Origin of the sequence: Deinococcus sp. QL22, from assembly GCF_023370075.1 — a bacterium.
Taxonomy (GTDB): domain Bacteria; phylum Deinococcota; class Deinococci; order Deinococcales; family Deinococcaceae; genus Deinococcus.
Window position 1 is genome coordinate 1,577,041 of sequence record NZ_CP097149.1, and the last position, 24,108, is coordinate 1,601,148.

The following is a 24,108-nucleotide window of genomic DNA, read 5'->3' on the forward strand; positions in this document are numbered from 1 at the left end:
AATCCAGCCCCAACCCCGCCCTGACAGACCCGTGTGACGCCCCTTCCCCTACACTCTCCGGGTGAATCTCGACGTCTTCATCGTAGTGTGCGCCGCCGTATTCGGGTTGTTGGTCGGCTCGTTTTCCAATGTGCTGATCTGGCGGCTTCCACGCGGTGAAAACATCGCTTTTCCGCCCAGTCATTGCCCGCACTGCGACCACGCCCTCAGTCCCCTAGACCTCGTGCCTGTGGCCTCCTGGCTGGCGCTGGGGGGCAAATGCCGCTACTGCCGCGCTCCCATCAAGCGGCGGTATCCGGTCGTAGAATTGCTGACGGGCCTCGGCTACGGCGTCATCGCGGCCCTATTCCCGCTGGGCGTCTACGGCGTGGGCACACTGGGTCTGATGGTGCTGTTTACGCTGCTGCTGGTCGCCAGCGCCATAGACCTCGACACCTACACCATTCCCGACGAACTGACCCTGCCCGGCGTGGTGCTGGGGCTGGTGTTTGCCTTCTTCGGGGCGCGGGCGGCGGGGGCCGAATACAACCTACCCAACTTGCCGGAAGCCGTGAACGGGGCGCTGCTGGGCGCGGGTCTGTTGGTCACCATAGACTTGCTGGCTTCATGGGTGCTGCGGCGGTTCAAGGAGCGGCAATACCCTGATTTTCCCATCGGCTACCAGCAGATCAGTCTGGCGCTGCTGGCGGGGGCGTGGCTGGGGCCGTGGTGGGGCGCGGGCGTGGGCCTGCTGGCGGTGGGCATAAATTTGGCGGCTCGGCGTGTGGTGCGTATTCCCGAATTGCTCACCATCGGCGGCTTTCTGGTCAGCGTGATGCTGGGCAGCGCAGGCTACGGCATGGGCCTGATTCTGATGGTGCAGGGAGCACTGGCCGCAGCCGGCGCGGTATCGCTGGTGGCGGGCCTGTACTGGTGGATTCAATATTTACGCACCGCCAAAGCAGACACAGCCGAAGACGACGCCCCCTACGACCCCAGCGCCATGGGCTTTGGCGACGTGAAACTGGCCGCCGTGATCGGTGCGTTTTTGGGCTGGGAGCGCTTATTGGTGGCGGTGGTCGTCGCTGTATTTGCCGGGGCCCTGTTCGGCATCGTGCAACTGGCCCTCAAGAGTGAAAACCGCGTCAAGTTCGGGCCGTATCTGGCCCTCGGCGCAGTGGTGGCGCTGATCTGGGGCGCGGCGATCGTGGAGAGCTACCGGGGGATGCTGGGGCTGTAAAGACTGCAAGGCTAATGAATTAGGCCCCGTATCGTCCTGACATTCGGGGCCTGAGTTTTTGCGATGCTTCGGCCTCAGCTTTCCGGCAGGGCCATCACTGTAATTCGCTGGCCCTGCCGCACTCTGTTCAGGCGCACGTCGGCCAACACAGTCACTTCTACCCGCGCTGCATTGGCCGCGTCTTGAGCCACCGTCTGTACGAACAGTTCCATATCACGCACGACGGGGTGGGCAAAAAAAGCGTCGATATAGGTATCCAAACTGAACAGTTCCAGTAGCCACTCTCCCGCCCTATAGCTGACCGTAAGTGTGCTGCCGGGGGCCGGATTCTGCGTGGCGGGGCACAGTTCGGGCAGATGTAGGATGTGTTCTACAAGGGTGGGCAAGTGGGGCCGGGCGTTGGCAATCGTCTTCAGCAGTTCGGCGGGAATGGGTTCAGGGGCGGCCTGTGCCACTGGACATTCACTGGTCATGATGTGGTGGGGCGAGCCACCGAGCGTACCCGGAAGGCGAACAGGGCTGCGATCAGGAACTTAGCCAGAATGTCGGCAAAGATGATCTGGGCGATGTCGCGGTTGCTCATATCGCCGTAAAAGGCCAGCACCGTAAATAGGATGGAATCCAGCGGCACACTCACAGCGTTGCTCGCCAGCACCCGTGTCCACCAGTTGCGGTGAATGAGGCGCTGATACACGCCTGTATCGGCCAATTCTCCGATCAGGAGGGCCAGAAACGACGCCCCAATAAAGCGCCAGGGGGTGCCTGTGACGAGAGCAAACAGCGTATTGACCACCAACGCCAGCGCAAGAGCGATATACACGGCCCGCAACCCGCCCGCTTGGTGAATCCGGTCTCGCAGGGTGAATACTGCCGCGAAGAAAATAGTGCCTACACTCAGCAGACCGAAAACAGGCAGTGGAATAAAGCTATTGAGCGTCAGGTTGGCGAGCAAAATGCTCAGCGCGTACAGGGCGATCAGGAGCAGGGGCAGGCCAGTCAGGGCCGCCATCGTAGAACTCTTTCTCATACAGCCTCCAGCCGCAGCGACAACACAGGTCACGGGCAGGCAGAAAGCCTAGCAGGAATGGGGCGGAGAAAAAGGCAAGTGCGCCCTGAATTGGAAGATTACCCCCCCGTTACTGGCGCACTGCCTTCCCCTGCAGAGAAGGAAGACTAGGTGTTGTGTCTTCCCCTCTGACTGGCTTAGCGTTTGCGGCCAAACACTGAGGACACCGAGGGCGGCGGCGTGGGCGCGGCAGTCGTCTGGTATTCGCGCACGGCGGCGTGCAGCCATTCTGGGGTGCGGTTATCGAAGCTGGAGGCAGCCATCCATTCGGCGCTGTACAGTTCGGCGGGCTGAGGATTCAGGATGCCGGAGCAGTATTCGGTGCCAAAAATAAGGTACAGGCGGGCGTCGGCCTGCCCATGTTCGGTGCCGCGTGCGGCGTGGCTGCCCACCAGGCGCAGTCCCGAAACCGAAATCCCCACCTGAGCCAAAAGAGCGCGGCGCCGTCCCATTTCCACTACCCCGCTGCCCGCTTCGGCGTCGAGAACCAGGCCCGGCAGACCGTAATTTCCGCCCGGCAAAATGGGACGGCGCGGGCGCACCAGCAAATACTGATTTCGCTGGTGCACAAGGGCGAACACGCCCACCTGATAGGCGAGGAGCCGGGCGGTTTCTGGGGGGGACGTGGTCACAACTTCTCCTGAAATGAGGGTGGGCAAACGGCAAGGGGCCGCCAGACCAGCAGCCTGCAGACAATCAGCCCCCAGTTTAACGGTTCAGCTTGGAGGCGCGCCACACCCACCCCATTGTCGGTACAGGGGGGCCACCACTACATGTGCATTCAAGTGTTCGGTCAGTGCCCAGAAGGCCGGGTCATGGGCCGGGTTCGTCCACGCGGGCGACTGCACAAGCAACACGCCGCTGACCTCTGCCGGGTCGGGCAGGCCGCCAGTCGGGTCGGCCATCCGGCGCAGGGCAAGGCGGGGCAGCAGTTCAGAGGAAAGCAGGCCAGCAACCTCGGCGTGGGTGCGCTCCAGATCAAAGCCCTCGGCCACCGCCAATGTCGTGTGCCACGCCGGATACAGGCAGGTGTAGTTCTGAATCATGCCCGCGCCGAGGCCGAGGCCCGCCCAGTTTCCGGGCCGCACCCGCGTTCCGTCGCCACTCCTGCTGGCAAGGTCATGGTGGGAATCTATGTTCAGCACGTCGTGGGGCGCTCCAGTCCGCCGGGCGTGGTCTTCCAGCCAGCCCCAGGCGTCGGCGTGGGACAGCGTGACCCAGGCCGGGCATCCCGCGTAGCGTGCCAGCGCCTCCCAGCCGGGATACAGCGGGAAGTCGGCGGCCAGGGGTGTCCAGTCCTGGGCCAGCGGATTGCGCCTCAGCGTGCGGGCCTGCCAGGCCTCCTCTCGGTCTGCGGGCAGGTCGCGGGTGCCCCAGATCGGTGCATCAAAGACCAGATCGGCGCACCCGCTGTAGGCGTCCCAATCGATGCTCAGCAGCAAAGGCGCTCACTCGTTTCAAACGCCAGCACCCAACTGACGCTGGCGGGGTCGCGCACAAAGCCGAAGCGGTCATTGATTGCCAGCATAGGCGCGTTGTCGCTGGCGTTGTCGGTTCGTAGGAAGACCTCGCCGCCTGTTTGGGCTGCCAGGGCCTGTGCCACCCGGAGGACATGCAATTTCAACAGTGTCGCCACGCCCTGCCCGCGCCAGTCCCGCGTCACGCCCGTCAGTCCGGTCAACAGGTCGGCGCTGGCCTCAGACCGGAACAGGGTGGATTGGCCGATCCAGTCGCCGCCGGGTGCTTCTGCGATCAGGTAGGCTTCGGGCAACAGGCAAGAATCGTTCAGCACGGCTTCGTCGAACACTTCAAAGGTGAGCGGTGTGGCGGGTTCCGAACGCGGGACATCCCGGCGCACATCGGACATCAGGGCGTGCAGGCGGCGGGGCAGGTCGGGCGTGCCAGATTCGCGCACCTCCGCGAGGCTTCGGACGCGCACGCCCAGAGCGGTCAGCCGCGCTTCGGTGGGCAGAAACGGCCCTTCGTCAAATGGCGCTGCGTCAGAGGCCTGACTCAAGTTCACGGCGCTGGTAAAGTACCGCTTGCCGCGAGTAAAGCCGCGCCGGGTCAGAAAATGGGGCGCGAGCGGGTGATCTTCGCGGGCCAGTGTGCGAACCGATAGGGCGTGCCAGTCACGCAATTGCACCTCCAGTGCTTCCCATAACGCCGCGCCCACGCCCTGCCCCTGCCGTTCCGGGCACACTGCCAATTCCAGCCCAAACCGCTGCGGGTGGTACATGCCCGGATTCTGCGACAGCAGGCCCAGGCCGACTACGGTGCTTCCCGAAGTTGCTCCGCCCTCAGCTTCGGCCACCAGCGCCGTATGACGGTAGCCCCAGGTGGTTTGCTGCGCTGTCTGGTGCCTCAGTTCCGGGCCGCTGAAGGGGTCGTGTGGGTGGGCCGCCGTCCAGACCTCGGCGGCGGCGTCCCAGTCGGTGTCCTGAATACCCCGCACATTCCATTCAGAAACAGGCCAGCGGCTCATTCTTTGCCCTCACCTCCCGGCGCAAACCACTGCATCTCTATCCACGCGGGTTCCTTCACGAAGCCCAGCCGCTCGTTGATGTTCAGCATGGGGCGGTTGGAGGTGGCGTTGCCCGTCCAGATTTTTGCCGCGCCCCGCGCCCTTGCCTGCTCTATCGATTTCAGCTTCAGCGCCAGCGCCAGCCCCAGTCGGCGGTGATTGCGGGTGGTTCCGGTGAGGCCAGTATTCAGGCGGGCATCGTCGGCGGGGTCAAGCCAGAGTTCGGTGAGGGCCGCCACTTCGCCACCTGTTTGATGAGCACGGGTGTCATGCACCGCCAGCAGCACTGCTTCCGGCCAGAACTGCGGATGCGTCCCCCGTTTGCGGAACTCGGATTCCAGCACGGGACTGGCTTCTCCAGTGCGCGGCACATCGGCGCGGGCCTGCACGAATCCGGCAAAATAGGCGGCCCATGCCGCGTCGGGGCCAAGTTCGGCGCTCAGGTCGGTCAGAGACACGGCGCGGTAGCCGGGGGCCAGTTGGGCCGCGGCGGCAAACGGCGTGGGGTCGAAGGTTGCCACGTCCAGCACGTTGTCGAAAAAGCGCATGGCTTCGGCAAAACCCCAGTGTGCCAGAAACGCCAAACCGCGTGGCCGGTCTTCCTGCGTGCCTGCCAGGATCTCGCGTGCGCCGCGTTCCTGTAGGTGTGCCCAGACTGCTTCGGCCAGGGCACGGCCCACGCCCCGCCTCTCGGCAGCGGGCATCACCATCAATTCGGCGTGGTAGCGGTGGGGGTCGTACATGCCGGGCCACTGCACCGCCGAAGCCGCGCCCACCACCTGTCCGGCGTCGTCTTCGGCCACAATTCGCCACCAATGGGGCTGCCGGGGATGCTCACGCAACTCCTGATCGCCGTGCTGGAGGTACTCGGCACTCACCGTCTGCTTGGGCCACACGGCCTGCTGCAAACTGGCAAGGGCGGGATAATCGGCGTCGGTGAAGTCCCGAATCTTCACGGTCAGCGGGGAAGGTGCGGTCATTTTGCTTCTCCAGTCCCTTCCTCTGTCAGTTGCAGTTCGTAGCGCAGGTGCGTCGGCCCGCGCACAAAGCCGAGCGCCTGATTCATGCCCAACATGGCTGCGTTGGGCGCGTCGTTGAAGGTGCGGATTTCGCCACCGCCGCGTGTGTTCAGGGCTTGCATCGCTGCCACTTTCAGCGCTTTCGCCACGCCTCTGCCCCGGTCTTCGCGCCGCACGCCCGTCATGCCGATCACATAAAAACCCGATGGATTTTGCATCAGCGTGGAGTAGCCCACGTAGCTTCCGGTCAGGGGGTCGTTCAGGTCAGGGCGAACCGCCACAAAAGACAGGTCGGCGCTGAAGGTGGGGTCTTCCAATTCCTGCTTGACCCAGGCCTCAAAGGATCGTTTGGTCAGTACCGTGCCCATCGGTACATCCTGAAACAGCAGCCAGTCCAGTTCCCACAGCTTGCGGTTGCGCTCCGGGTCGGCGGCCAGCAACGCCACCGAATGCAGTTCTATGCCGTGCGCGGCCACCCCGTCCATCAGTGGGCCAAAGCGGGACAAATCGGTGTCACCCGTCTGAATCCGGCTCTCGTACCTTTGCCACGTTTCCTTCCAACCCTGTGCCGCAAGGAAGGCGCGGCCCGCCTTGTGGTGCGCTCCGTCCGACAGCATGGTGCGAATTTCACGCGCCTCACGCGCCTGCACCCGTCCCAGGAGTTCCCGGTACATCGCCCCGCCCACGCCCTGCCCGCGTGCCTCCGGGTGAACAGTCAGGTTGCCCCAGTAACGCCACTCCTCGAAGGCAAAATCATCGTGCCCAACGCGGCCCACGCCCACCACGCGCCCGTCCTGTTCGGCCACGATATCGGTGCGGAACAGGTTCTTGTCTTCGGCCTCGTCCCACGTTTGCAGCAGTTCGGGTGTCACGGGCCATTCCGGGCTGGCGGCGGTCAGCACCCACGCGGCGTCCACGTAATCGCCGGGACTGCGGAACTCGCGCAGGTGGAAGGCGGGCGGGCTTGCCGGGGCAGAACCTTCAGTTGAAGAAATGGTGGAATCAGTCATGCCCCTATGCTGAAGGATGGAGGGTGGGGAGCGCATCGGCCAAGAAACGTAGGGGAGCGTGGTGCGCTGGGGGTGTAGGAAGGAGCAATGTCAAAACCGCACAGCTTGCTCTGCCGTTGTTCCCTGCCGTTCATCTTTTTCCACATCCCACAACCCACCTTCCTCAAATCGCCCTATCCTGACCCCCATGACTCACGCCCCCGACACAGAATCTCCCCGGCTGAAACTCCTGCTGATCCTGCCGCACCCCGACGATGAGGTGTACGGCGCGGCGGGCACGCTGATGACGCTGCTGGCCGAGGGCCACAATTGCGGCCTTGTGACCCTGACGCACGGGGAAGCAGGGCGGATGCTGGGGCTGTGCAATACGCCGGAAGAACTGGCCAAACTGCGGGACGCGGAGTTGCGGGCCTGTCTGGCCGTCATTGGGCTGACCACCACCCCCGGCAGCAGCTTCGAGCAGCACAATTTTCCCGACAAGTATCTGCAAGACCAGCCCCTAGAGCCAATTATTGAAACGGCACGCGAGGCTATGGCCCGCCACCGTCCGGAAATCGTGCTGACTTTTCCGCCCAACGGCAGCAACGGCCACCCCGATCATGTGACCACCCACCGCGCCGTGAAAGCCGCCTGGGACGCCCTGCCCGCCGCCGAACGCCCGCGCCTGTGGTACTACGCCAGCGATACCGCCCCCGAAAACGAGGCCCTGCGCCCGGAGTGGCTCCCCGCCAACCTCCGCCGCGACGTGACGCCCTTTATTACGCGCAAGCTGCAGGCCATCGCCTGTCACCGCACGCAGGCGCTGAGTACCGTGGATTTTATTCGCAAGTTTCCGGAGCGGATTGTGGAGGAAACGTTTTACGAGGTGGGAGTGTAAAAAATCGAATGTAGAAGGTGAATCTTGGCGTGTGGGAAAGGCCAAACCACGATCCACCTTCTACGCTCTGCCTTCAGTCTTCCCACTCCGACACGGGCACAAATTCCACGCCTTCTCCCGTCGTGGCCGTCACGTTGTAGCGCTTGTCGAAGGTCACCAGGAGTTCGCCTCTGTCAAAGTGCTTGGGCGACACGACGGCTTTGCGGAACAGGTAGGTTCCGTCGTCATTGATCCCGATGTGGGCGCTTTTGGTAAAGCGGAATTCCACGATTTCGCCGTGCAACTTGGTTCGCACACGCACGCGGTAGGTATGGATATCGTCTTGCTTGACGTTGGGGTTCTTGCCTGGTTTTTTGCCGAACAGTCCGAACATGGTGGGTCTCCTGATGGGTGCGGGGGAAGGTATCTAAGGGTCAAGGGGTTGAGGGCGGGCTGATGGAAGGTGTGAGTGGGCAATGCTGGCCTTCACACCTCCCGCAGAAGCCCTGTCAGCAGCGCCACGTGCAGGGGCCAGCGATCCAGGCGCACATGCTCGTGGGTAGCATGTGCGCCGTCGCCGGGTGCACCGAGGCCGTCTAGGGTGGGCGAGAGCGGCGCGGTGAAATTGCCGTCGCTGCCGCCGCCCACCACTTCCTCGGTCAGTTGAAAGCCGAGGCCACTTGCCAGAGCCTGCGCCCGTGCATAAAGCGCCATCGTGTGCGGCCCGCGCTCGAAGGGGGGACGGTTCAGGCCGCCGCTGAGTTCCAGGCGAATACGCGCATCTGTGGCGGTCAGGGCGTGCATGCCAGCTGTCACGCGCTTGCCTTCTGCCAAGCTGCCTGCCCGCACATCTATTTCCAGTGTGCAAAGGGCCGGAATCACGTTTACGGCGCTGCCACCCCGGATCAGGCCCACGCTGACCGTCGTCCCCGCTTCCGGCTGGGCCAGAGCGTGAATGACCGGAATCAGGCGGGCGGCTTCGGCAATAGCGCTGGCCCCTTCTTCGGGCTTGTTTCCGGCGTGGCTGGCAACGCCGTGCAGCGCAAGAATGAACGAGCCGACGCCTTTGCGTCCGGTTTTAAGGGCGTGGCTATCGGCCACAGGCGGCTCCACGACCAACACGGCGCGGGCCTGGCGGGCGGCGGCCTCGATGTGGGCGCGGCTGCTGTGAGACCCGACTTCTTCATCGGGCGTGATCAGCAGTTGCACGCCGCCCGCAGGCCAACCACCCGACTGGTGCAGCGTGCGGAGCGCGTAAATAGCTGACACGATTCCGGCTTTCATATCGTAGGTGCCGGGGCCGTACACGCGGTTGCCTTCCACCCGAAACGGCATGGTGTCCAGCGTGCCCAACGGCCAAACCGTGTCAGCGTGCGTGAGGATCAAAGCGGGGCGATCCTGCTTGCCAAACAGAAACGAGCGCGTGCCACCCGGCAGATGCTCGACTTCTGCGCCCAGTGCGCGTGCCCAGCCTTCTACCACGTCCATCACGCGGGCTATGGCCTGTGCATTGCCGGACGGCGATTCTATTTCCACCAGCTCATGCAGATCGGGCAGCAGGTGGGCCACATCAGGTAAGGGGGCGGAAGCGGTCATGCGGTCATGCTAGCGCCACCGGGCAAAGAACACGCCGCCCACCTCGTATAAGGACAGGCGGCGCGTGAGCAGAAGCGTCAGGTCAGCAGTTGCACTTGCTGGGGGTTTGCTCGCACGACGGCGCGGCCCCGCATGTACAGATCATTGAGGGCCTGCGAGCCAAAAATGCGTGCCAGGCGCGTGCTGGTCAATTCGATGGTGCGCCCGCCAATTTTCAGACGAACGATATCGATGGTTCCGGGAACCCAGGTGCAGGAGAGTTCTTGCATAGTCAACCTCCAAGGTGGCGCAGGACGCCAAGAGTGAGACGGTGGGGGTTGGGGCGAGAGAGGACAGGGCAATGCGCCGCAACAAACGGGGCGCACTGAGGGCAATGACCTTGCCGGGCCTGCACCTGAATTACGCTGGGCAGGCAGAAGAAAACCGGTAAGACGAGCATAAGATTTTTAATTGCGAGAAAGGAAAGAACAAATAGGGTTGGCCTTGAGTCAGCCATCATAAATCTCCGGCCTCATTGCTGTGGCTGGCATTTGTGCACGTTGTGGACGAATTCAAATCCGGGCCGAAGCTGACGAAAGATGTGAAAGCTCATCAGAACTGGCAAGTGTTCTAGGCAAATCGCAACTCCACTCGCAAGGCCCCTTAGAGAAGTTTGGCTTCAAAGGACATCAGGCGGCCCCCGCTTTTCTGCCTCACCAGAATGTGCTTGACTGCGGGCGTGATTCCACTCAATTTAAGGATTGATGCTGCAACGGCGCAGCCCGATTCGCTGCTGGCCCTGCACTTTCCCTCTGACCCGCAGGTGTCGCCCGGTGGACGGCGGGTGGCCTTTGTCCTGACCCGCAGCGAGGAAGAAGACCCCCGCACACCTGACCCGGCCTACGCCAAACCGCGTCTGCGCTCGCAGATCTGGCATTCGGCGGGCGGGCAGGCCACACCCCTGACCCGTGGGGATGGCAGCGACGCCTCGCCCCGCTGGTCACCCGATGGCGCAACCTTGGCCTTTACGCGGGCAGCAGCCGGAGCCACAGCGCCTCTAAGCAAGCCACAACTTTATCTGCTCCCCTTGTCGGGCGGCGAGGCCCAGCGAATCACCGATTTCGGGCAGGGCGTGCAGGACGTACAGTGGAGTCCAGACGGGCAATTTCTGACCTTCCTGAGTGCGGGCGACGACGAGGACAACCGCGACGAACGCGGCGAGGCCCGGATCATCACCAAGCCCCGCTACCGCTTCAATGGCCGCGACTGGCTGCCCGAAACGCCCGCCCGCCTGTGGCGCTACGACGTGGCCGCAGAAGAATTGACCGAGTGGCACGCGCCGTCCGTGGAACTGACCAGTTATGCGTGGTGGCCCAATTCCAGCGGCGTGGTCTTTGCCTCCAGCCTGGATGACAGGGCGGCCAGCCAGTGGCAGCAAGAATTGTTTACGCTGAACTTGCAAGGTGAAGTCAGCCAGTTCGGGCGCTGGAATTCCTCGATTTCGGCCCTGGCCCCGCACGCCGATGGGCAGCGTGTGGCCGTGACTGGGCGGCCCGAAGGCAAAGGCAGCCCCGAAGACGACCACCTGTTCGTGCTGCACGCAGACGGAACTTCCGGGCGGTTGGATGGAGGGTGGGACTCTCCGGTTGCGCCGCTGGTGGGGGGGGATTGCCATGTGGGAGCCTTTCCCGCCCGCCCCGTGTGGCACGGCGAATCGCTGCTGGTGCTGAGTACGGTGGGCGGCAGTTGCGGCCTGTTCCGGGTAGGGCCAGACGGAACGGTCACGCCGCACGATCATCAACCCGAAGGCGTGATCTCCGCGTTTACGGGCGTCGCGGGCGGCCTCGCTCTGATCCGCGAGAGTGCCACCCAGTTTCCGGAAGTGGAATTGAACGGAGCGGCGGTCACGAATTTGCATGCCCGCCTGCCTTTTGCCGCCCGAACGCCCGAACGGGTTTCTTTCTCCACCGACGCCGGAGAGGGAGAAGGCTGGGTACTCTTGCCCCACGGAGACGCCCGCGTACCCGCGCTGCTCAGCATTCACGGTGGGCCGCACACTGCCTACGGTCACGCCTTCATGCACGAATTTCAACTCCTGGCTGCACGCGGGTACGGCGTGGCCTACAGCAATCCTCGCGGCAGCGTGGGCTACGGCCAGGCGTGGTCAAGTGGAAATTATGGACGCTGGGGCAGCGTGGATTACGACGACCTGTTGGGCTTTTTCGATACGGCGCTGGCCGCCCACCCCCGCCTGGACGGCCAGAATGCAGCCGTGATGGGCGGCAGTTACGGCGGCTACATGACCAACTGGATCACGGGCCACACGAACCGCTTCCGGGCGGCCATCACAGACCGGAGCATCTGCAATCTGGTGTCGTTCAGCGGTACATCGGACATCGGCCTGCGCTTCTGGCACGATGAATTGGGTTTAGAGGCCCACCGCAGCGCCGACGCAGAACAACTGTGGGCCATGAGTCCGCTGAAATTTGCCGAAGCAGTGCAGACGCCCACCCTGATCGTGCATAGCGTGCTGGATCACCGCTGCCCCATAGAGCAGGCCGAGCAATGGTACGCGGCCCTGACGCAGATGGGCGTGCCTGTGCGGATGGTGCGTTTTCCCGGCGAGAACCACGAACTCAGCCGCTCGGGTCGCCCAGATCGCCGAATTCAGCGCCTAGAGGAGTATTTGGGGTGGCTGGATCGGTATTTGGGAGCGGGGCGATAGGGGAGAGGCGTCTAAGGATGCTTTGTCTAAGGGTCAAGGGTCTAAGGGACTAAGAACAGATGACAGCGCAGGCCTAAAGCATTGCCCTTGACCTTCCTTAGACCTTTAGACCCTTGGACTTCTCCCAACGCCACCCATTCCCCAACAACACACAGCAAAGAGGGCCGGAAATTAATTCCGGCCCTCTCGCTTAGTCCTGCTCAGAAGTGTTTAGTCTTCGTCGCGGCGCTTGTTGTTGTCCCAGCCACGGTCAGGCCGGGCGCGGGGACGATCCGTACTCTGGTCGGGGCCAGCGCTTTCGCGGGGGCGGAAGTCGCTGGGCGCGGAAGGAGCACGCTCCTCACGGGGACGGAAGTTGCTGCCCTGGTAGCCGCCACCACCCTGTCCGCCACGGTCGTCACGGGGACGGAAGCCGCCGCCGCCCTGCCCGCCACGGTCATCACGGGGACGGAAACCGCCGCCACCCTGACCCCCACGATCTCCGCCGCCCTGATAGCCGCCTTGCCCGCCACGGTCATCACGGGGACGGAAACCGCCGCCACCCTGACCCCCACGATCTCCGCCACCCTGATAGCCGCCTTGCCCACCACGGTCGTCACGGGGACGGAAGCCACCGCCACCCTGACCGCCACGGTCTCCGCCGCCCTGATAACCGCCCTGTCCACCGGGTCGGAATCCACCACGGTCGCCGCCACCTTGGTAGCCGCCTTGCCCGCCACGGTCTTCACGGGGACGGAAGCCGCCGCCACCTTGACCGCCACGGTCTCCGCCGCCCTGATAGCCGCCGCGATCTTCACGGGGCTTGTCTTCGCGGGGCTTGAATCCGGTGGTCTGGGCACCCTGCCCTTCACGCATTTCGCGCACTTCACGGCGCAGGCCACGCAGTTCTTTGCCCTGCGCTTCCAGCAGTTCCTTCAACTCGCCCAGCAAGGCCAGCAGATCATCGGCGTCGATGTACTCGTCTTCGCCCTCTTCTTCGTCATCGCTTTCGCTGTCGCCCTCGGCACTCAGGCCGCGCTCGGCTTCTTCTTCCTGTGCGTCCAGAACGGGGTCTTCGTCGGGTTCGCCTTCCAGTTGGGGCAGGATGTCGCGCAGTTCTGCGGGAGTTTCCTGCGTGTGAGGTTGCGCGGCCATAGCCTGCGCCTCGGTGCTGCTCTCTACTTGCTGCTCTGCCGGATTCTGCCCGTCGGTGGGGGCGTCCATGCGCTGGTCATTGCTGTCGGTCATGCGAATACTCCTTTTTCCTGCGCCCTTTGCTGCGCTGTTCGTGCGCGAAAAAGCGTGGATCGTACCCCGTAGTCTAACACCACTTCTGTCCCACTGACCGTTGTGTACCAGAGGGTTCAGGGATCAGCGTCTAAACAGGCCTCGCAGCAGGGGCCGCAGCACCACGAACACCAACAGGCCAATTACCACACCACACAGCAGGGCCAGCAGCGGATTCAGGCTCAGGCCCATCCACAGCGCCACAAACGCGAACACGCCGCCAAACGAGCCGATCAATGTGGCCAACCGCCGGGCATTGTCGTCGGGTTTCCAAGACTCTAAATCCATACCCCAAGCCTGTCATATCTGCTACAGATCAATGCCCTGCCAGTCGGTGACCCAGGACGAACCCGCGCCATATGGGACTTCCGTCAGAGTTGAATTGTTGATCAGTCTTATAATCAGCTTCATGAAACGCGCCGTGCTGACCACTCTCGCCCTGCTTGCCGCTGGATCGGCGTCGGCCCAGACCACATCTCAGGCCGCGCCGCGCACCGTCAATATCGGCCTCGGCTACATTCCTAATGTGCAGTTCACGCCGTTCTATGTGGCCGACACGCTGGCGTATTTCAAGGCAGAGGGCCTGAACGTGAAGTATCAGCACGGCTTCGTCTCGGAACTGATGCCTCTGCTGCTGCAAGGCAAGCTGGACTTTATTGTGGGCGATCCCGAAGACGCGGTGTTTGCCCGCAATCAGGGCGCACAGGTCAAGTACATCATGGCTATGTACCAGAAGATTCCAGTCACCGTGTTTAGCACCAAGCCGCTGAACAATGTGGCCGACCTGAAAGGCAAGACGCTGGGGATTCCCGGCCCTTTTGGAAGCACCTATAACGCCGTACAGGCCCTGCTGGACAGCGCGGGCCTGAAGGAAGGCAGCGACGTGAAACTTGCCAGCATCGGCTTTACGCAGCTTGACGCGGTGCGGGCCGGGCGCGTGGACGCCGCCGCCGGGTACATCAACAACGAGGTGGTGCAGTTGCGGGCCGCCGGAACCCGCGTGTACACGCTGGACGTGACTTCGGCCTACCCGATGGTGGGCGTGGGCCTGATCACTGCCGACAAAAACCTGAAGACCGATCTGGCCCGCAAGGTAGTCCGGGCCAGTCAGCGCGGCCTGAAATTCACGGTTACCGACCCTGCCCGCGCTTTCCGGTTGGCCCAGCCCACCTTCGGCACAGGCGGCGGCACACTGGAGATTTTGCGCGCCAGCACGCCCCTGATGACGGGTACGTACACCCGCGTCAACGGCATCGGGGCCAGCGATCCCACGGCATGGAACAAGGCGGTGGCCGCGCTGATCAAGCAGGGCAGCCTGCCCGCCGGGGCCAAAGCCACCGACTTTTATACCAATACGCTGGTCAGCAAGACTATTCGCTAAATGGGGCGCTGAACCGGACAAAAGAAGGGGTGGCCTGGGCGTAACGCCGGGCCACCTCTGTTTTCTTTAACCTCGTCATCGATTCGAACTGCCAATTCCAGATGAGTAAAGAGGGCCAGATGGGCAAATAGGGTCAAAACAGCAGTTGCCCCTAGGCGTGATGGCTTACCTTGCCGGGTGGTCTTGGCCGAGGCACCCCGCACCTGCTACGGTGGGGCTACACCGAAAGGAGGTGCTGCAAACATGACCAACAACATCTTTGATTCTCTGACCACTGCCCAAGGAACCCTCGCCCCTGCCCACTGGAGTGATTTTGCAGCACCAACTTTTGAGAACACAGCATCGCCGACCCCTTAACCCTCCGCAGGCCCGCCCATGAGCGAGCGCGGCGGCCAGGACTGGCTAGATACAGAGCTGAACGACCTCGATACGGGGCTGGAGCGCAAAGAGAAGCACAAGGTCAAAAAACCGCTGGGCCGCCGTAAGCTGGCCACGCTCAAGAAGGGCGCGGAGGGCGAGGCCGATGAGATCATCAAGCGGCTGACCGATCTGGGCCACATTACCGAGATCGTGGCCGAACTGAAAAGCGGCAAAGAGGCCACTGCGTATGTGGCACGCGGCCCACGCGGCAGCATTCTGGTGAAGCTGTACCGGGAACTGGAAGCCCGCAGCTTCAAGAACGACGCCATTTACCGCGAAGGCCAGACTGTGTTGGACGAACGGGCCAGAAAAGCGATGCAGAGCCGCAGCCTGAAAGGGCTGGCGATGCTGCAGATGGGATGGGTCACGGCGGAATACGCCCATCTCTGGAAGCTGTGGAATGCAGGCCTGAGCGTGCCGGAACCCCTCGTGGGGCCGTCCCCCTTCGATTACGAGAAGACCACTCCCGCCGTGTTGATGCGTCTGATCGGCACCGAAGACGCCCCCGCCCCCCGCCTTAGCGACGCGGTGCTGACGCCCACGCAGGCCCGCAGTGCCTGGGAACAGAGCCTGAACGGAATGGCGCATCTGCTGAGGCTGGGGTACGCGCACGGCGATTACAGCACCTACAACCTGCTCTGGCAACTGGATTCACAGCAGAGCGATTCAAAACAGGGCGATTCAGAGCAAGACGAGAACGACATGCAGCACATCGACATCATGACGAACAACAAGATTCAGAACGAGGAGGCAGGAACCGTGGTCATCATCGACTTTCCGCAACTTACGACCCGGCAAAACCCCAACTTTGCCCAACTGCTGCGCCGCGACGCCGACAGCCTGAGCATGAGCTTCCGTCGGCACGGCATCCAGCAAGGTGGAGAAGCCACCCTGAAAGAAGTGCAAAAGCGTGCGCTCGGGCCTGCGCCGACGCCGCGTGTAGTCCTGCCCTAAAACAGTCGGCACACGCAGGCTTGGCCCACACGAACAGACTCTAGGAGTGGCGAAGCAGGCTGAGGTCTTACCTGGAACCTCAGCCTCAGTGCTTCCCGATCAGTGCTTGCCGAAGTGGCCCAGCTGCGGCACATTCGGCTTCCACTCCGGGCGCTCCAGCACTTCGCCGTAGAGATCGTATTCGTCGCTGTCCTCAATCCGGGCCTTGACGATGTCGCCAATCTTGAGTTGCCCGGCCAACTCGCCTGCAAACAGGTACACCTGACCATCGATGCCGGGCGCGTCGCCTTTGGTGCGGCCAATCATGCGGGTGCCGGGGGCGTCGTCCTCGTCGTCATTAAATTCGTCGATGATCACGTCCATCACACGGCCCACTTTCTCGGCCAGCTTTTCGGCACTGATGCGCTGCGCGACTTCCATAAAGCGGGCGAGGCGGGCTTCTTTCACGTCCTGCGGCACTGCGCCTTCCAACTTATTGGCGTCGGCTTCGTCCACATCGCTGTAGGGGAAGGCTCCCACGCGGTCGAGGCGGGCGTCTTCCAGAAAGGTCAGCAACTCCTGAAACTCGGTTTCGGTTTCGCCGGGAAAGCCAACGATGAAGGTAGAGCGAATGACCAGCTCCGGGCAGATGGCACGCCAACGCTGGATGGTGTCCAGTTGCTTGCCCGCACCGGGTCGCCGCATAGAACGCAGAATCTTGGGCGAGGCGTGCTGAAGGGGAATATCCAGGTAAGGCAGGATTTTGCCCTGCGCCATCAGTTCCACGATCCGGTCGACATGGGGGTAGGGGTACACGTAATGCATCCGCACCCACGCGCCCATTTCGCCCAATTTCACGGCCAGGTCGGTCAGGTGGGCACGCACCTGCTCGCCCTGAAACTCGCTTTCACGGTGGCGCACATCCACGCCGTATGCACTCGTGTCCTGCGAAATCACCATCAGTTCCTTCGTGCCGCCCGCCACCAAGCGGAAGGCTTCGTACAGCACCGCGCCCGCATCCCGGCTGACCTGCAGGCCGCGCAATTTGGGAATGATGCAGAACGAGCAGGTGTGGTTGCAGCCCTCGGCAATTTTCACGTAGGCGTAATGCCGGGGGGTCAGGCGCACGCTGGGGGCGAACACGTCGCCGTGCCGGGTGTCCTCGCGGGTAGGCAGTTGTACGTCGGGGCGCATGCCGGGGGCGGCCACAGGTAGCAGCCCGGTAAAGGCGTCGGTTTCTATGGGCAAGAGCCGCCGCACATGCTCCATCACGTCGTCTACAGCCTCAGACCCCGTAATGGCGGCCACTTTGGGATGGCGCTCCAGAATCTTTTCGGGCCGCTCGCCCAGGCATCCGGTCACGATCACGCGGCCCGTCGCGTCCAGCGCTTCGCCAATGGCGTTCAGGCTTTCCTCTACGGCGGGCGTAATAAAGCCGCAAGTATTCACGATCACGGCGTGGGCATCTTCGTAGCTGGCGGCCACTTCATAGCCTTCGGCCCGGAGTTGGGTCAGGATGCGCTCGCTGTCTACGAGGGCTTTGGGGCAGCCGAGGCTGATGAATCCTACTTTTTTAGGGGCCACCAACATGCTGTCTGCTGGGCGCTGGGTTGTTGCCGTCATGTGTTCTCCTCGCGCCGTGTGTGGCTCCTGATGGGGCCGCCCGCCGCCTTGTGCCTGCTTGATCTGATGCTCCTGATGCCCGCCCGCTCACGCGCCACGCCCGTTCTTGTCCCAATTGCTGGGGGCGCTGTGGCTGAACTGCAGCGGCTTCAACCCGGCATTATACAGGGCGCAGACCTATTCGAGAAGGACACAGGTCACATGACGAGGTCATACGGGGGCGGGCTGAGAGACATGTCACCCAATCGGGCGAGTCAGTTGATAGACTGCGCCGCATATGAATGCGAAGGTCATCGTGGTCACGTCCGGGAAGGGGGGCGTGGGCAAAACCACCACCACCGCCAACATCGGTGCGGCGCTTGCCAAATTGGGCGAAAAAGTGGTTGTCATCGACGTGGACGTGGGTCTACGAAACCTCGACGTGGTCATGGGCCTCGAGTCCCGTGTGGTCTTTGACCTGATCGACGTTCTGGAAGGCAAGTGCCGCATGAGTCAGGCTCTCATCCGCGACAAACGCGTAGAGAACCTGTATCTGCTGCCCGCCTCCCAGACCCGCGACAAGGACGCCCTTGACCCCGAAGTGTTTAAAACGGTGGTGCGCGGCCTGATCGAAGACGAGAAGTTTGACCGCGTGCTGATCGACAGCCCCGCCGGAATCGAGTCGGGCTTCCGCACCGCTGCCGCCCCCGCCGAGGGTGCGCTGGTGGTCGTAAACCCCGAAGTCTCCAGCGTGCGCGACGCTGACCGGATTATTGGCCTGCTGGAATCTCAACAGGTCAATGAAATCCGCCTGCTGATCAACCGCCTGCGGCCCAAAATGGTCGCCAGCGGCAACATGCTCAGCGAGGCCGATATTCTGGACATTCTGGGCGTCAAGCCGATTGGCGTGGTGCCGGAAGACGAGGGAATCATTGTGAGTACCAACGTCGGGGAGCCTGCGGTACTGGGCAAAACCAAGGCGGGACAGGCCTTTATGGATACCGCCCGCCGCATGAAGGGCGAAGACGTGCCGTATCCCAAGTTCGATGAAGACAAGGGCTTCTGGTCGGCGTGGCGTCGTCTGTTTGGGGGGGCGTGAGATGTTTTCATGGATGAAGCGGGGCCGCACCAAAGAGACCCTCAAAGACCGCCTCGAATTGGTGCTGGCCTATGACCGCGCCCAGATTCCGCCCGGCAAGGTAGATGCCCTGCGCCAAGACCTGCTGGAAGTCGTCAAGCGCTACTTTCCCACGGGAAGCAGCAGCATCGAAATAGAGCAGCGCGGCGATATGGTCGTGCTGATGGCGAACATTCCGATTGATGAGAACGCGCCGGGGCACACATCGAACCGGGGGCGCTGACCCTCTTTATTCCAATCAAGTTCTAGACCGTCCAGCCAGCCTCACACACAGTCCATGCCCCGTGCCCTAGCCTAGTGGCGTGACGGCTGCAACTGTGTTGAGGCAAGTGCTGTGAAGTACGACTTACGTTTTCCGGTAATCATTCTGGCCCTGCTGGTGGTGGGCCTGCTGACGGTCAGTACGGCGGCGTTGGCTCCCCGCGTGGCCCCCGGCGTGTTCAACAAGCAACTGATCGGGGTAGCGCTGGCCGCCGTGCCGATTGCGCTGCTGTGGTGGGCCGGGCGTGACCGCATTTACAGCGTTGCGCCGTATTTATACGGTCTCGCGCTATTAATGCAGGCTAGTACCTTTGTGATCGGTAAGGAAGTGAACGGCCAGAAAAACTGGATCGAACTGGGGCCGCTGCAATTTCAGCCGCTGGAAATCCTGAAATTTGCCATGATCCTGATGCTTCCGGTGGTGCTGCGGAGCGGCTATCAGGGCATCAAAACGTATGCTTTTGCGCTGGCGGTCTTCCTGCCTGCCATTGGCCTCGTGGTCATTCAGGATTTCGGCGGCGCACTGGTGCTGGCCGTGATGTTCGGCGTCATCATGCTGGCCGCCCGCATTCCGTGGTGGCACGCTGTCTTGGCAGTTTTGGCGCTGGGCGTGGCTTTTCCTACCGTGCTGTATCCCAAGCTGGAGCCGTACCAGCAAAAGCGCCTGACCATTTTCCTGGACCCCTACCAAGACCCACGCGGGGCCGGGTATCAGGTCATTCAAAGCACGATTGCGGTGGGTTCGGGCGGCTTGCAGGGCAAGGGTTACAAGGAGGGCTCGCAGTCTCACAACGGCTTCCTGCCCGAAGCGCACACCGATTTTGCTTTCAGCACATGGGCCGAAGAACAGGGTCTGGTGGGCGGCCTCGCCGTGCTGGTGCTGTACGGCATGCTGTTCTGGGGACTGGCAGGCATGGCCGCCGAAGCGCCCCGGCTGCAAGACCAGATTTTGTTTGCAGGCATTCTGGGCCAGATCGGATTTCAGGTCATCGAAAACGTGGGCGCGGCCCTGAGTGTGCTGCCGCTGACCGGAATCACGCTGCCGCTGATCAGCTACGGTCTCAGCAGTCTGGTCAGTACCCTCAGTACGCTGGGGCTGGCGTATGTAATGTACCGGGATCGGCACGGCGGCATGATTTAGGGATGGAAAGCTAAACAAGGAAGGCGAGAAGCGCAATCTCAGCTTCTCGCCTTCCTTTTGGTTGGGTGGGGCGGGTGCGTTTGCTGGGTAGCCCCCTCACCCCGCTGTTTCACAGCGCCCCTCTCTTCGAGCTGTTCCAGTCCATAGGTGGAGAGGGCAACAGCTTAGGTACAGTAGGAAGCAGTTCTTAGACCCTTCGACCCTTATTTAAACGTCCCCGCTCGCACGATGACCAGATTCGCCGGGTTCACGTACTTGACAAGGGCGGCGGTGGCCTGTTCGGGCGTCACGGCGCTGATCCTGGCTTCCAGATCGGCAGTAAAGGCGTAAGTGCGCCCAAGATCCAGTTGGTTGGCGAGGCTTCCGGCCAGCGTGCCATCGGCGCTGCGGGCGACGCGGGCTTCTTGCAGCAGGGCGGTTTTGGCGGTGGCGATTTCGGTGGCGGTAAAGCCGTCTTTGCGGGCGCGGTCAAGTTCCTCGCGCATGGCGGTTTCCACCTTTGCCGTCACGTCCGGGTTAAAGATCGCGTAGGCCGTGAAGCTCGCCTTTTCATCACGCGAAGACACGCTGGTGCTGCCGCCCGCGCCGTAACTCAGGCCGTCTTGCTGGCGCAGGCGGTTGAACAGGCGCGAGTCGGTGCCGCTGCCGTACACACGCATGGCCACCAGCAGGGCCGCGTAATCGGGCTGGTCGTCGCGCAGGGGGAAATTCAGGCGGGCCAGATAAATCGCGTTGGCCTTGTCGGGTACCTTCAGCACCAGATTTTGGGCGGCGGGCGTGACCAGAGGCGTGATCACGCGGGCATACGGCACGCCACTCGTCCAGCCGTTCAGGATTTCGGGCACGGCGGCCCGGACGGTTTGCGGGTCGAAGTCGCCCACCGCCGAAACCTGAATCCGGGCGGCTCCCCAGACGCGGCGGTAGTAGTCCTGCACTCCCTCCAGCGTCACGGCCTTCAGGTCAGCCAGTTGCTCATCCAGCGTGGGGGCGTAGCCAAGGTCGCCGGGTTTGGCTCCGGGGGGCATAAAGGCCCGTGCCAACGCCAGACTCGCCACGCTCTGGGGGTCGCCTCGCCCCGATTCCAGCCCGTCCAGACTGCCTTTCTTCAGTTCGTCAAAGTCGGCCTGCGGGAAGGCAGGTTCGCGCAGCACCTTGCGAACCAGGGCCAAAGCGCCCGGCAAGTTGGCCCGGTCAGTGCTGACGCTCACGCTGACTCCGGTGGCGTCGCCGCTGACGTTCAGCTGCGTTTTGGTGGCTTCCAGTTGGTCACTCAGTTGCTGGCGCGTGAGGCCCGCGCTGCCGCGAGTCAGTAGCGGCGCAATAAAGTCGGCGGCTCCCCGGTCGGCCTTCACGGTGTCGGGGTTGCCGAAATCCACGCTCAGTACGAATTCCACCCGTTCGCCGCGCGTCTTTTTGGTCAGCAGGGCCACGTCGGCCTGCACTGTGTTGGCTTGCGCTACGCCTACCGCAATTTTCTCTCGGGTCACGCGGGCTTCGATGGCGGCAGGTTCAGGCGCAATGGTTTCTCCGGCGGCAATTGCGGCGCGGCCCTGATAGCCCTTCAGCAGCTCAGCGGCGCTGGGGGCAGCGGTTATTGTCACGTTGTCGGGCGTGGGGGTGGGGACAAACAGACCCAGCGTGCGGTTGGTGGGCTTCAGGTAGGTGGCGGCCACGCGCTGTACGTCGGCGGGCGTCACTTTGCCCAGATCGTCGCGCAGTTTAAACAGCAGGCGCCAATCTCCGGCAGCAATGTACTCACTGAGAGTCACGCCCACCGATTCGGGTTTGGTCAGCAGTTGCTCAAACCCGTTGGCGACACGGGTGCGCACGCGGGTCACGTCTTCTTCGGTAAAGGGCGTCTTGGAGGCGTTTTCCAGCGTGCTCAGCAGCGTCGCCTGAGCTCTCGCCATATCATCGTCTTTGCCCAGCACCGCCGCGTACATCAGCAGGCCCGGATCGCTGGCGCTGTTGGTCAGGCTGCCCATAGCGGTGGCCTGCTTGGACTGCACCAACGCGGCATACAGGCGTCCAGCAGGCTCATTCGCCAGGATTTCATCCAGCACCAGCAGCGCGGGCATGTCGGAGTGACGCACGCTGGGCATGTGGTAGGCGGCCAGCGCGATCTGCTCGTCGCCCACACGCCGCACGGTCAGGCTGCGTTCGCCGTCTTGCGGAGTTTCCTCGGTGTACAGGGCGGGTAGGCTGCGAAAGGGACGGCGAATCTGCCCGAAGGTCTGTGCCATCAGGTTCAGTGTGGCCTGCGCGTCAAAATTGCCCGCCAGCGTCACCACCGCGTTGTCAGGCTGGTAGTACCTGCGGTAAAAGGCTTGCAGCGCCCCAATCGGCACATTTTCCACGTCGCTGCGGTTGCCGATGGCCGTGTTGCCGTAGTTGTGCCAGTCGTAGGCCACCGAGCGTACCCGCTTGTACAGCAGCCCAAATGCGCTGTTTTCGCCCGATTCGAATTCGTTCCGCACCACCGGCATCTCAGTTTTCAGGTCGGCGGCGGCAATTTTGGAATTCACCATCCGGTCTGCTTCCATTTTTATGGCCCATTCCAGATTGTCTCCGGTGTTGGTCATCGTCTCAAAGTAGTTGGTGCGGTCTTCGCTGGTGGTGCCGTTAAAGTCGGCTCCGCGCTTGCCCAGCCCTTCCAGAATGTTGCCGCTGGTGGGGGTTCCCTTAAACACCATGTGCTCCAGAAGGTGCGCCATGCCGGTTTCGCCGTAGCTCTCGTGGCGGCTACCCACCAAGTACGTCACGTTCAGCGTAAAGGTCTGCTGAGAATTGTCGGGAAACAGCAGCACGCGCAGGCCGTTACGCAGGCGGTATTCACGAATGCCCTCTACCTCGGATACCAAAGAGACGCCCGCCGGAAGTTGCAGGACAGTGGCGGCGGCAGCAGGTGCAGGCGCGGCGGTCTGAGCAAAAGAAACGGCGCCGAAGCTGAGGGCCAGGGTCAGAACTAGGGTAGCGGGCAGGGTGAGAACGCGCATGGAACCTCCGGTGGGTAGGGGAGAGGAATGGGTTTCGGGTACAGGTTCCAACATACAGAACTGCGGCCACACTAGCGCCCCCAAATGTGACAAATGACTGAGCGTTTAGGGGCCGTGTATTCGGCAGAGGCAGAAAAAAGACCGCTGGGGGAGCGGCCTTGAGTGGGGCTGTCATGCTTGCTGGGTGGCCCCCTCACCCCACTGTTTCACAGCGCCCCTCTCTGCTGCGTAGCTCTCCGAGTCCCACAGGTGGAGAGGGGAAAAATCTAAATATTTGCCAACTCAGCCCCAGCTGCCGCGTCTACAAACCACACCGCGTCCTGCACGCCTGCGATGGGGTGGCCGCCCTCGCCCTGGTGTACCTGCCGCAAAATCCCAGCCTTGCCCGCACCCGTGACCAGAATCCAGCGTTCGCGGGCGGCGTTGATCTCAGCGTAGGTGAAGGTCAGGCGGCCCGTGTTGAGCCGGGGCACGAAGTTGGAAGCCACACGCCCGGTTGCCCCCAACGCGCCTGTGCCGGGAAACAGGCTGGCGGTGTGGCCGTCGTCGCCCATGCCGAGCAGCACGGCGTCCAGTTGGGTGGGCAGCAACGCGGCGTAAGCCTCGGCTGCCGCGTCCAGCGGTTGCACCTCACCCCCCATCCGGTGAACCTGCGCGGTGGGCACCGGCACATGGTTCAGCAGTTCATCCTGCGCCAACCTGTAATTGCTCTCCGGGCTATCCGGCCCCACGCTGCGTTCATCGCTGAAATAGATATGTACCGACTGCCACGGCATTTCGGGCATGTCGCGCAGCACCTTGTACATCAGTTTGGGTGTGCTCCCGCCCGACAGGGCCACATGAAAAGCTCCCCGATCCCGCACCGCCGCCCGTGCAGTCTGGGCGAACGCTTCGGCAGCGGCGGCAGCGGTCAGCTCGGGTGTAGGAAAGGTTCGGATGTTCATGCTTGCACCCCTAAGACGGCAACAGCCGTGTC

Annotated in this window: 23 protein-coding genes; 8 read left to right on the forward strand and 15 right to left on the reverse strand. The window is 62.8% G+C overall.

What is annotated here, in order from left to right; genetic code table 11:
- The first annotated feature begins 61 nt into the window (after nucleotides 1-61).
- Nucleotides 62-1,219, forward strand: coding sequence for an A24 family peptidase (locus M1R55_RS07615; protein ID WP_249394063.1), 1,158 nt, complete (start codon nucleotides 62-64; stop codon nucleotides 1,217-1,219).
- 74 nt (nucleotides 1,220-1,293) lie between these two features.
- Here M1R55_RS07615 and M1R55_RS07620 read toward each other — a convergent pair whose 3' ends face one another.
- The 7 genes from M1R55_RS07620 to M1R55_RS07650 all read right to left on the reverse strand — a co-directional run bounded on the left by M1R55_RS07620 (nucleotide 1,294) and on the right by M1R55_RS07650 (nucleotide 6,838).
- Complete coding sequence (locus tag M1R55_RS07620) at nucleotides 1,294-1,692, reverse strand: hypothetical protein (protein ID WP_249394064.1); 399 nt, start codon at nucleotides 1,690-1,692, stop codon at nucleotides 1,294-1,296.
- Nucleotides 1,689-2,246 (reverse strand): VUT family protein, encoded by a 558-nt coding sequence (locus tag M1R55_RS07625; RefSeq protein WP_249394065.1) that lies wholly within the window; start codon nucleotides 2,244-2,246, stop codon nucleotides 1,689-1,691. Before M1R55_RS07625 ends, M1R55_RS07620 begins: the two co-directional genes overlap by 4 nt.
- Nucleotides 2,247-2,422: 176 nt before the next feature.
- Complete coding sequence (locus M1R55_RS07630) at nucleotides 2,423-2,917, reverse strand: NUDIX hydrolase (RefSeq protein ID WP_249394066.1); 495 nt, start codon at nucleotides 2,915-2,917, stop codon at nucleotides 2,423-2,425.
- 84 nt (nucleotides 2,918-3,001) lie between these two features.
- On the reverse strand, nucleotides 3,002-3,727 hold the full coding sequence (locus M1R55_RS07635; RefSeq protein ID WP_249394067.1) for an arginase: 726 nt from the start codon (nucleotides 3,725-3,727) through the stop codon (nucleotides 3,002-3,004).
- On the reverse strand, nucleotides 3,718-4,770 hold the full coding sequence (locus tag M1R55_RS07640) for a GNAT family N-acetyltransferase (RefSeq protein ID WP_249394068.1): 1,053 nt from the start codon (nucleotides 4,768-4,770) through the stop codon (nucleotides 3,718-3,720). The genes M1R55_RS07635 and M1R55_RS07640 overlap by 10 nt, the downstream gene beginning before the upstream one ends.
- Nucleotides 4,767-5,789 (reverse strand): GNAT family N-acetyltransferase, encoded by a 1,023-nt coding sequence (locus M1R55_RS07645; protein WP_249394069.1) that lies wholly within the window; start codon nucleotides 5,787-5,789, stop codon nucleotides 4,767-4,769. The genes M1R55_RS07640 and M1R55_RS07645 overlap by 4 nt, the downstream gene beginning before the upstream one ends.
- Nucleotides 5,786-6,838, reverse strand: a complete 1,053-nt coding sequence (locus tag M1R55_RS07650; protein WP_249394070.1) for a GNAT family N-acetyltransferase — start codon at nucleotides 6,836-6,838, stop codon at nucleotides 5,786-5,788. The genes M1R55_RS07645 and M1R55_RS07650 overlap by 4 nt, the downstream gene beginning before the upstream one ends.
- Nucleotides 6,839-7,025: 187 nt before the next feature.
- Between M1R55_RS07650 and M1R55_RS07655 the strand changes: the two genes are divergently transcribed.
- Nucleotides 7,026-7,715, forward strand: coding sequence for a PIG-L deacetylase family protein (locus M1R55_RS07655; RefSeq protein WP_249394071.1), 690 nt, complete (start codon nucleotides 7,026-7,028; stop codon nucleotides 7,713-7,715).
- A 73-nt stretch (nucleotides 7,716-7,788) separates the two neighbouring features.
- Here M1R55_RS07655 and M1R55_RS07660 read toward each other — a convergent pair whose 3' ends face one another.
- The 3 genes from M1R55_RS07660 to M1R55_RS07670 all read right to left on the reverse strand — a co-directional run bounded on the left by M1R55_RS07660 (nucleotide 7,789) and on the right by M1R55_RS07670 (nucleotide 9,559).
- Nucleotides 7,789-8,088 (reverse strand): hypothetical protein, encoded by a 300-nt coding sequence (locus M1R55_RS07660; RefSeq protein WP_249394072.1) that lies wholly within the window; start codon nucleotides 8,086-8,088, stop codon nucleotides 7,789-7,791.
- A 92-nt stretch (nucleotides 8,089-8,180) separates the two neighbouring features.
- Nucleotides 8,181-9,290: a M20 family metallopeptidase gene (locus M1R55_RS07665; RefSeq protein ID WP_249394073.1), complete on the reverse strand. Its 1,110-nt coding sequence runs from the start codon at nucleotides 9,288-9,290 to the stop codon at nucleotides 8,181-8,183.
- A 77-nt stretch (nucleotides 9,291-9,367) separates the two neighbouring features.
- Nucleotides 9,368-9,559 carry a hypothetical protein gene (locus M1R55_RS07670; protein ID WP_249394074.1) on the reverse strand — a complete coding sequence of 64 codons (192 nt, stop codon included), beginning with the start codon at nucleotides 9,557-9,559 and terminating at the stop codon, nucleotides 9,368-9,370.
- Nucleotides 9,560-9,990: 431 nt separating this feature from the next.
- Between M1R55_RS07670 and M1R55_RS07675 the strand changes: the two genes are divergently transcribed.
- A complete protein-coding gene (locus M1R55_RS07675) occupies nucleotides 9,991-11,994 on the forward strand; it encodes a S9 family peptidase (protein ID WP_249394075.1) in 2,004 nt (667 codons plus the stop codon).
- Nucleotides 11,995-12,204: 210 nt separating this feature from the next.
- Here M1R55_RS07675 and M1R55_RS07680 read toward each other — a convergent pair whose 3' ends face one another.
- Both M1R55_RS07680 and M1R55_RS07685 read right to left on the reverse strand, forming a co-directional pair.
- Entirely contained in the window at nucleotides 12,205-13,221 is a 1,017-nt protein-coding gene (locus M1R55_RS07680) for a hypothetical protein (RefSeq protein ID WP_249394076.1), read from the reverse strand.
- A 123-nt stretch (nucleotides 13,222-13,344) separates the two neighbouring features.
- Nucleotides 13,345-13,548: a hypothetical protein gene (locus tag M1R55_RS07685; RefSeq protein ID WP_249394077.1), complete on the reverse strand. Its 204-nt coding sequence runs from the start codon at nucleotides 13,546-13,548 to the stop codon at nucleotides 13,345-13,347.
- A 121-nt stretch (nucleotides 13,549-13,669) separates the two neighbouring features.
- Here M1R55_RS07685 and M1R55_RS07690 point away from each other — a divergent pair, with 121 nt between their 5' ends.
- Together M1R55_RS07690 and M1R55_RS07695 are read left to right on the forward strand one after the other, a co-directional pair.
- Complete coding sequence (locus M1R55_RS07690) at nucleotides 13,670-14,641, forward strand: ABC transporter substrate-binding protein (protein WP_249394078.1); 972 nt, start codon at nucleotides 13,670-13,672, stop codon at nucleotides 14,639-14,641.
- Nucleotides 14,642-15,016: 375 nt separating this feature from the next.
- Complete coding sequence (locus tag M1R55_RS07695; RefSeq protein WP_249394079.1) at nucleotides 15,017-16,015, forward strand: RIO1 family regulatory kinase/ATPase; 999 nt, start codon at nucleotides 15,017-15,019, stop codon at nucleotides 16,013-16,015.
- A gap of 99 nt (nucleotides 16,016-16,114) precedes the next feature.
- On the opposite strand, the gene rimO is transcribed toward M1R55_RS07695, so the two are convergent.
- Nucleotides 16,115-17,617 (reverse strand): 30S ribosomal protein S12 methylthiotransferase RimO, encoded by a 1,503-nt coding sequence (gene rimO / locus M1R55_RS07700; protein ID WP_249394080.1) that lies wholly within the window; start codon nucleotides 17,615-17,617, stop codon nucleotides 16,115-16,117.
- Nucleotides 17,618-17,894: 277 nt separating this feature from the next.
- Here rimO and minD point away from each other — a divergent pair, with 277 nt between their 5' ends.
- The 3 genes from minD to M1R55_RS07715 all read left to right on the forward strand — a co-directional run bounded on the left by minD (nucleotide 17,895) and on the right by M1R55_RS07715 (nucleotide 20,136).
- Nucleotides 17,895-18,695 (forward strand): septum site-determining protein MinD, encoded by an 801-nt coding sequence (gene minD / locus M1R55_RS07705; protein WP_136367606.1) that lies wholly within the window; start codon nucleotides 17,895-17,897, stop codon nucleotides 18,693-18,695.
- A 1-nt stretch (nucleotide 18,696) separates the two neighbouring features.
- The gene (gene minE, locus M1R55_RS07710; RefSeq protein ID WP_064015608.1) at nucleotides 18,697-18,957 is read left to right on the forward strand and encodes a cell division topological specificity factor MinE; all 261 of its coding nucleotides are present in this window, start codon (nucleotides 18,697-18,699) and stop codon (nucleotides 18,955-18,957) included.
- Between the two features lie 111 nt (nucleotides 18,958-19,068).
- Nucleotides 19,069-20,136 carry an FtsW/RodA/SpoVE family cell cycle protein gene (locus M1R55_RS07715; protein ID WP_249394081.1) on the forward strand — a complete coding sequence of 356 codons (1,068 nt, stop codon included), beginning with the start codon at nucleotides 19,069-19,071 and terminating at the stop codon, nucleotides 20,134-20,136.
- A gap of 203 nt (nucleotides 20,137-20,339) precedes the next feature.
- Here M1R55_RS07715 and M1R55_RS07720 read toward each other — a convergent pair whose 3' ends face one another.
- Both M1R55_RS07720 and pgl read right to left on the reverse strand, forming a co-directional pair.
- Entirely contained in the window at nucleotides 20,340-23,132 is a 2,793-nt protein-coding gene (locus tag M1R55_RS07720; protein ID WP_249394082.1) for a pitrilysin family protein, read from the reverse strand.
- 266 nt (nucleotides 23,133-23,398) lie between these two features.
- Nucleotides 23,399-24,076, reverse strand: a complete 678-nt coding sequence (gene pgl, locus M1R55_RS07725) for a 6-phosphogluconolactonase (protein WP_249394083.1) — start codon at nucleotides 24,074-24,076, stop codon at nucleotides 23,399-23,401.
- Nucleotides 24,077-24,108: the final 32 nt, after the last annotated feature.

Bases quoted from the DNA above. Each gene is read 5' to 3' on its own strand.
- M1R55_RS07665 (WP_249394073.1), bottom strand. From the start codon at position 9,290: ATGACCGCTTCCGCCCCCTTACCTGATGTGGCCCACCTGCTGCCCGAT.
- minD (WP_136367606.1), top strand. From the start codon at position 17,895: ATGAATGCGAAGGTCATCGTGGTCACGTCCGGGAAGGGGGGCGTGGGC.
- M1R55_RS07680 (WP_249394076.1), bottom strand. From the start codon at position 13,221: ATGACCGACAGCAATGACCAGCGCATGGACGCCCCCACCGACGGGCAG.
- M1R55_RS07720 (WP_249394082.1), bottom strand. From the start codon at position 23,132: ATGCGCGTTCTCACCCTGCCCGCTACCCTAGTTCTGACCCTGGCCCTC.
- M1R55_RS07690 (WP_249394078.1), top strand. From the start codon at position 13,670: ATGAAACGCGCCGTGCTGACCACTCTCGCCCTGCTTGCCGCTGGATCG.
- M1R55_RS07670 (WP_249394074.1), bottom strand. From the start codon at position 9,559: ATGCAAGAACTCTCCTGCACCTGGGTTCCCGGAACCATCGATATCGTT.
- M1R55_RS07645 (WP_249394069.1), bottom strand. From the start codon at position 5,789: ATGACCGCACCTTCCCCGCTGACCGTGAAGATTCGGGACTTCACCGAC.
- minE (WP_064015608.1), top strand. From the start codon at position 18,697: ATGTTTTCATGGATGAAGCGGGGCCGCACCAAAGAGACCCTCAAAGAC.
- M1R55_RS07620 (WP_249394064.1), bottom strand. From the start codon at position 1,692: ATGACCAGTGAATGTCCAGTGGCACAGGCCGCCCCTGAACCCATTCCC.
- M1R55_RS07675 (WP_249394075.1), top strand. From the start codon at position 9,991: ATGTGCTTGACTGCGGGCGTGATTCCACTCAATTTAAGGATTGATGCT.
- M1R55_RS07660 (WP_249394072.1), bottom strand. From the start codon at position 8,088: ATGTTCGGACTGTTCGGCAAAAAACCAGGCAAGAACCCCAACGTCAAG.
- M1R55_RS07655 (WP_249394071.1), top strand. From the start codon at position 7,026: ATGACTCACGCCCCCGACACAGAATCTCCCCGGCTGAAACTCCTGCTG.
- M1R55_RS07625 (WP_249394065.1), bottom strand. From the start codon at position 2,246: ATGAGAAAGAGTTCTACGATGGCGGCCCTGACTGGCCTGCCCCTGCTC.
- M1R55_RS07685 (WP_249394077.1), bottom strand. From the start codon at position 13,548: ATGGATTTAGAGTCTTGGAAACCCGACGACAATGCCCGGCGGTTGGCC.
- pgl (WP_249394083.1), bottom strand. From the start codon at position 24,076: ATGAACATCCGAACCTTTCCTACACCCGAGCTGACCGCTGCCGCCGCT.
- rimO (WP_249394080.1), bottom strand. From the start codon at position 17,617: ATGACGGCAACAACCCAGCGCCCAGCAGACAGCATGTTGGTGGCCCCT.
- M1R55_RS07640 (WP_249394068.1), bottom strand. From the start codon at position 4,770: ATGAGCCGCTGGCCTGTTTCTGAATGGAATGTGCGGGGTATTCAGGAC.
- M1R55_RS07695 (WP_249394079.1), top strand. From the start codon at position 15,017: ATGAGCGAGCGCGGCGGCCAGGACTGGCTAGATACAGAGCTGAACGAC.
- M1R55_RS07650 (WP_249394070.1), bottom strand. From the start codon at position 6,838: ATGACTGATTCCACCATTTCTTCAACTGAAGGTTCTGCCCCGGCAAGC.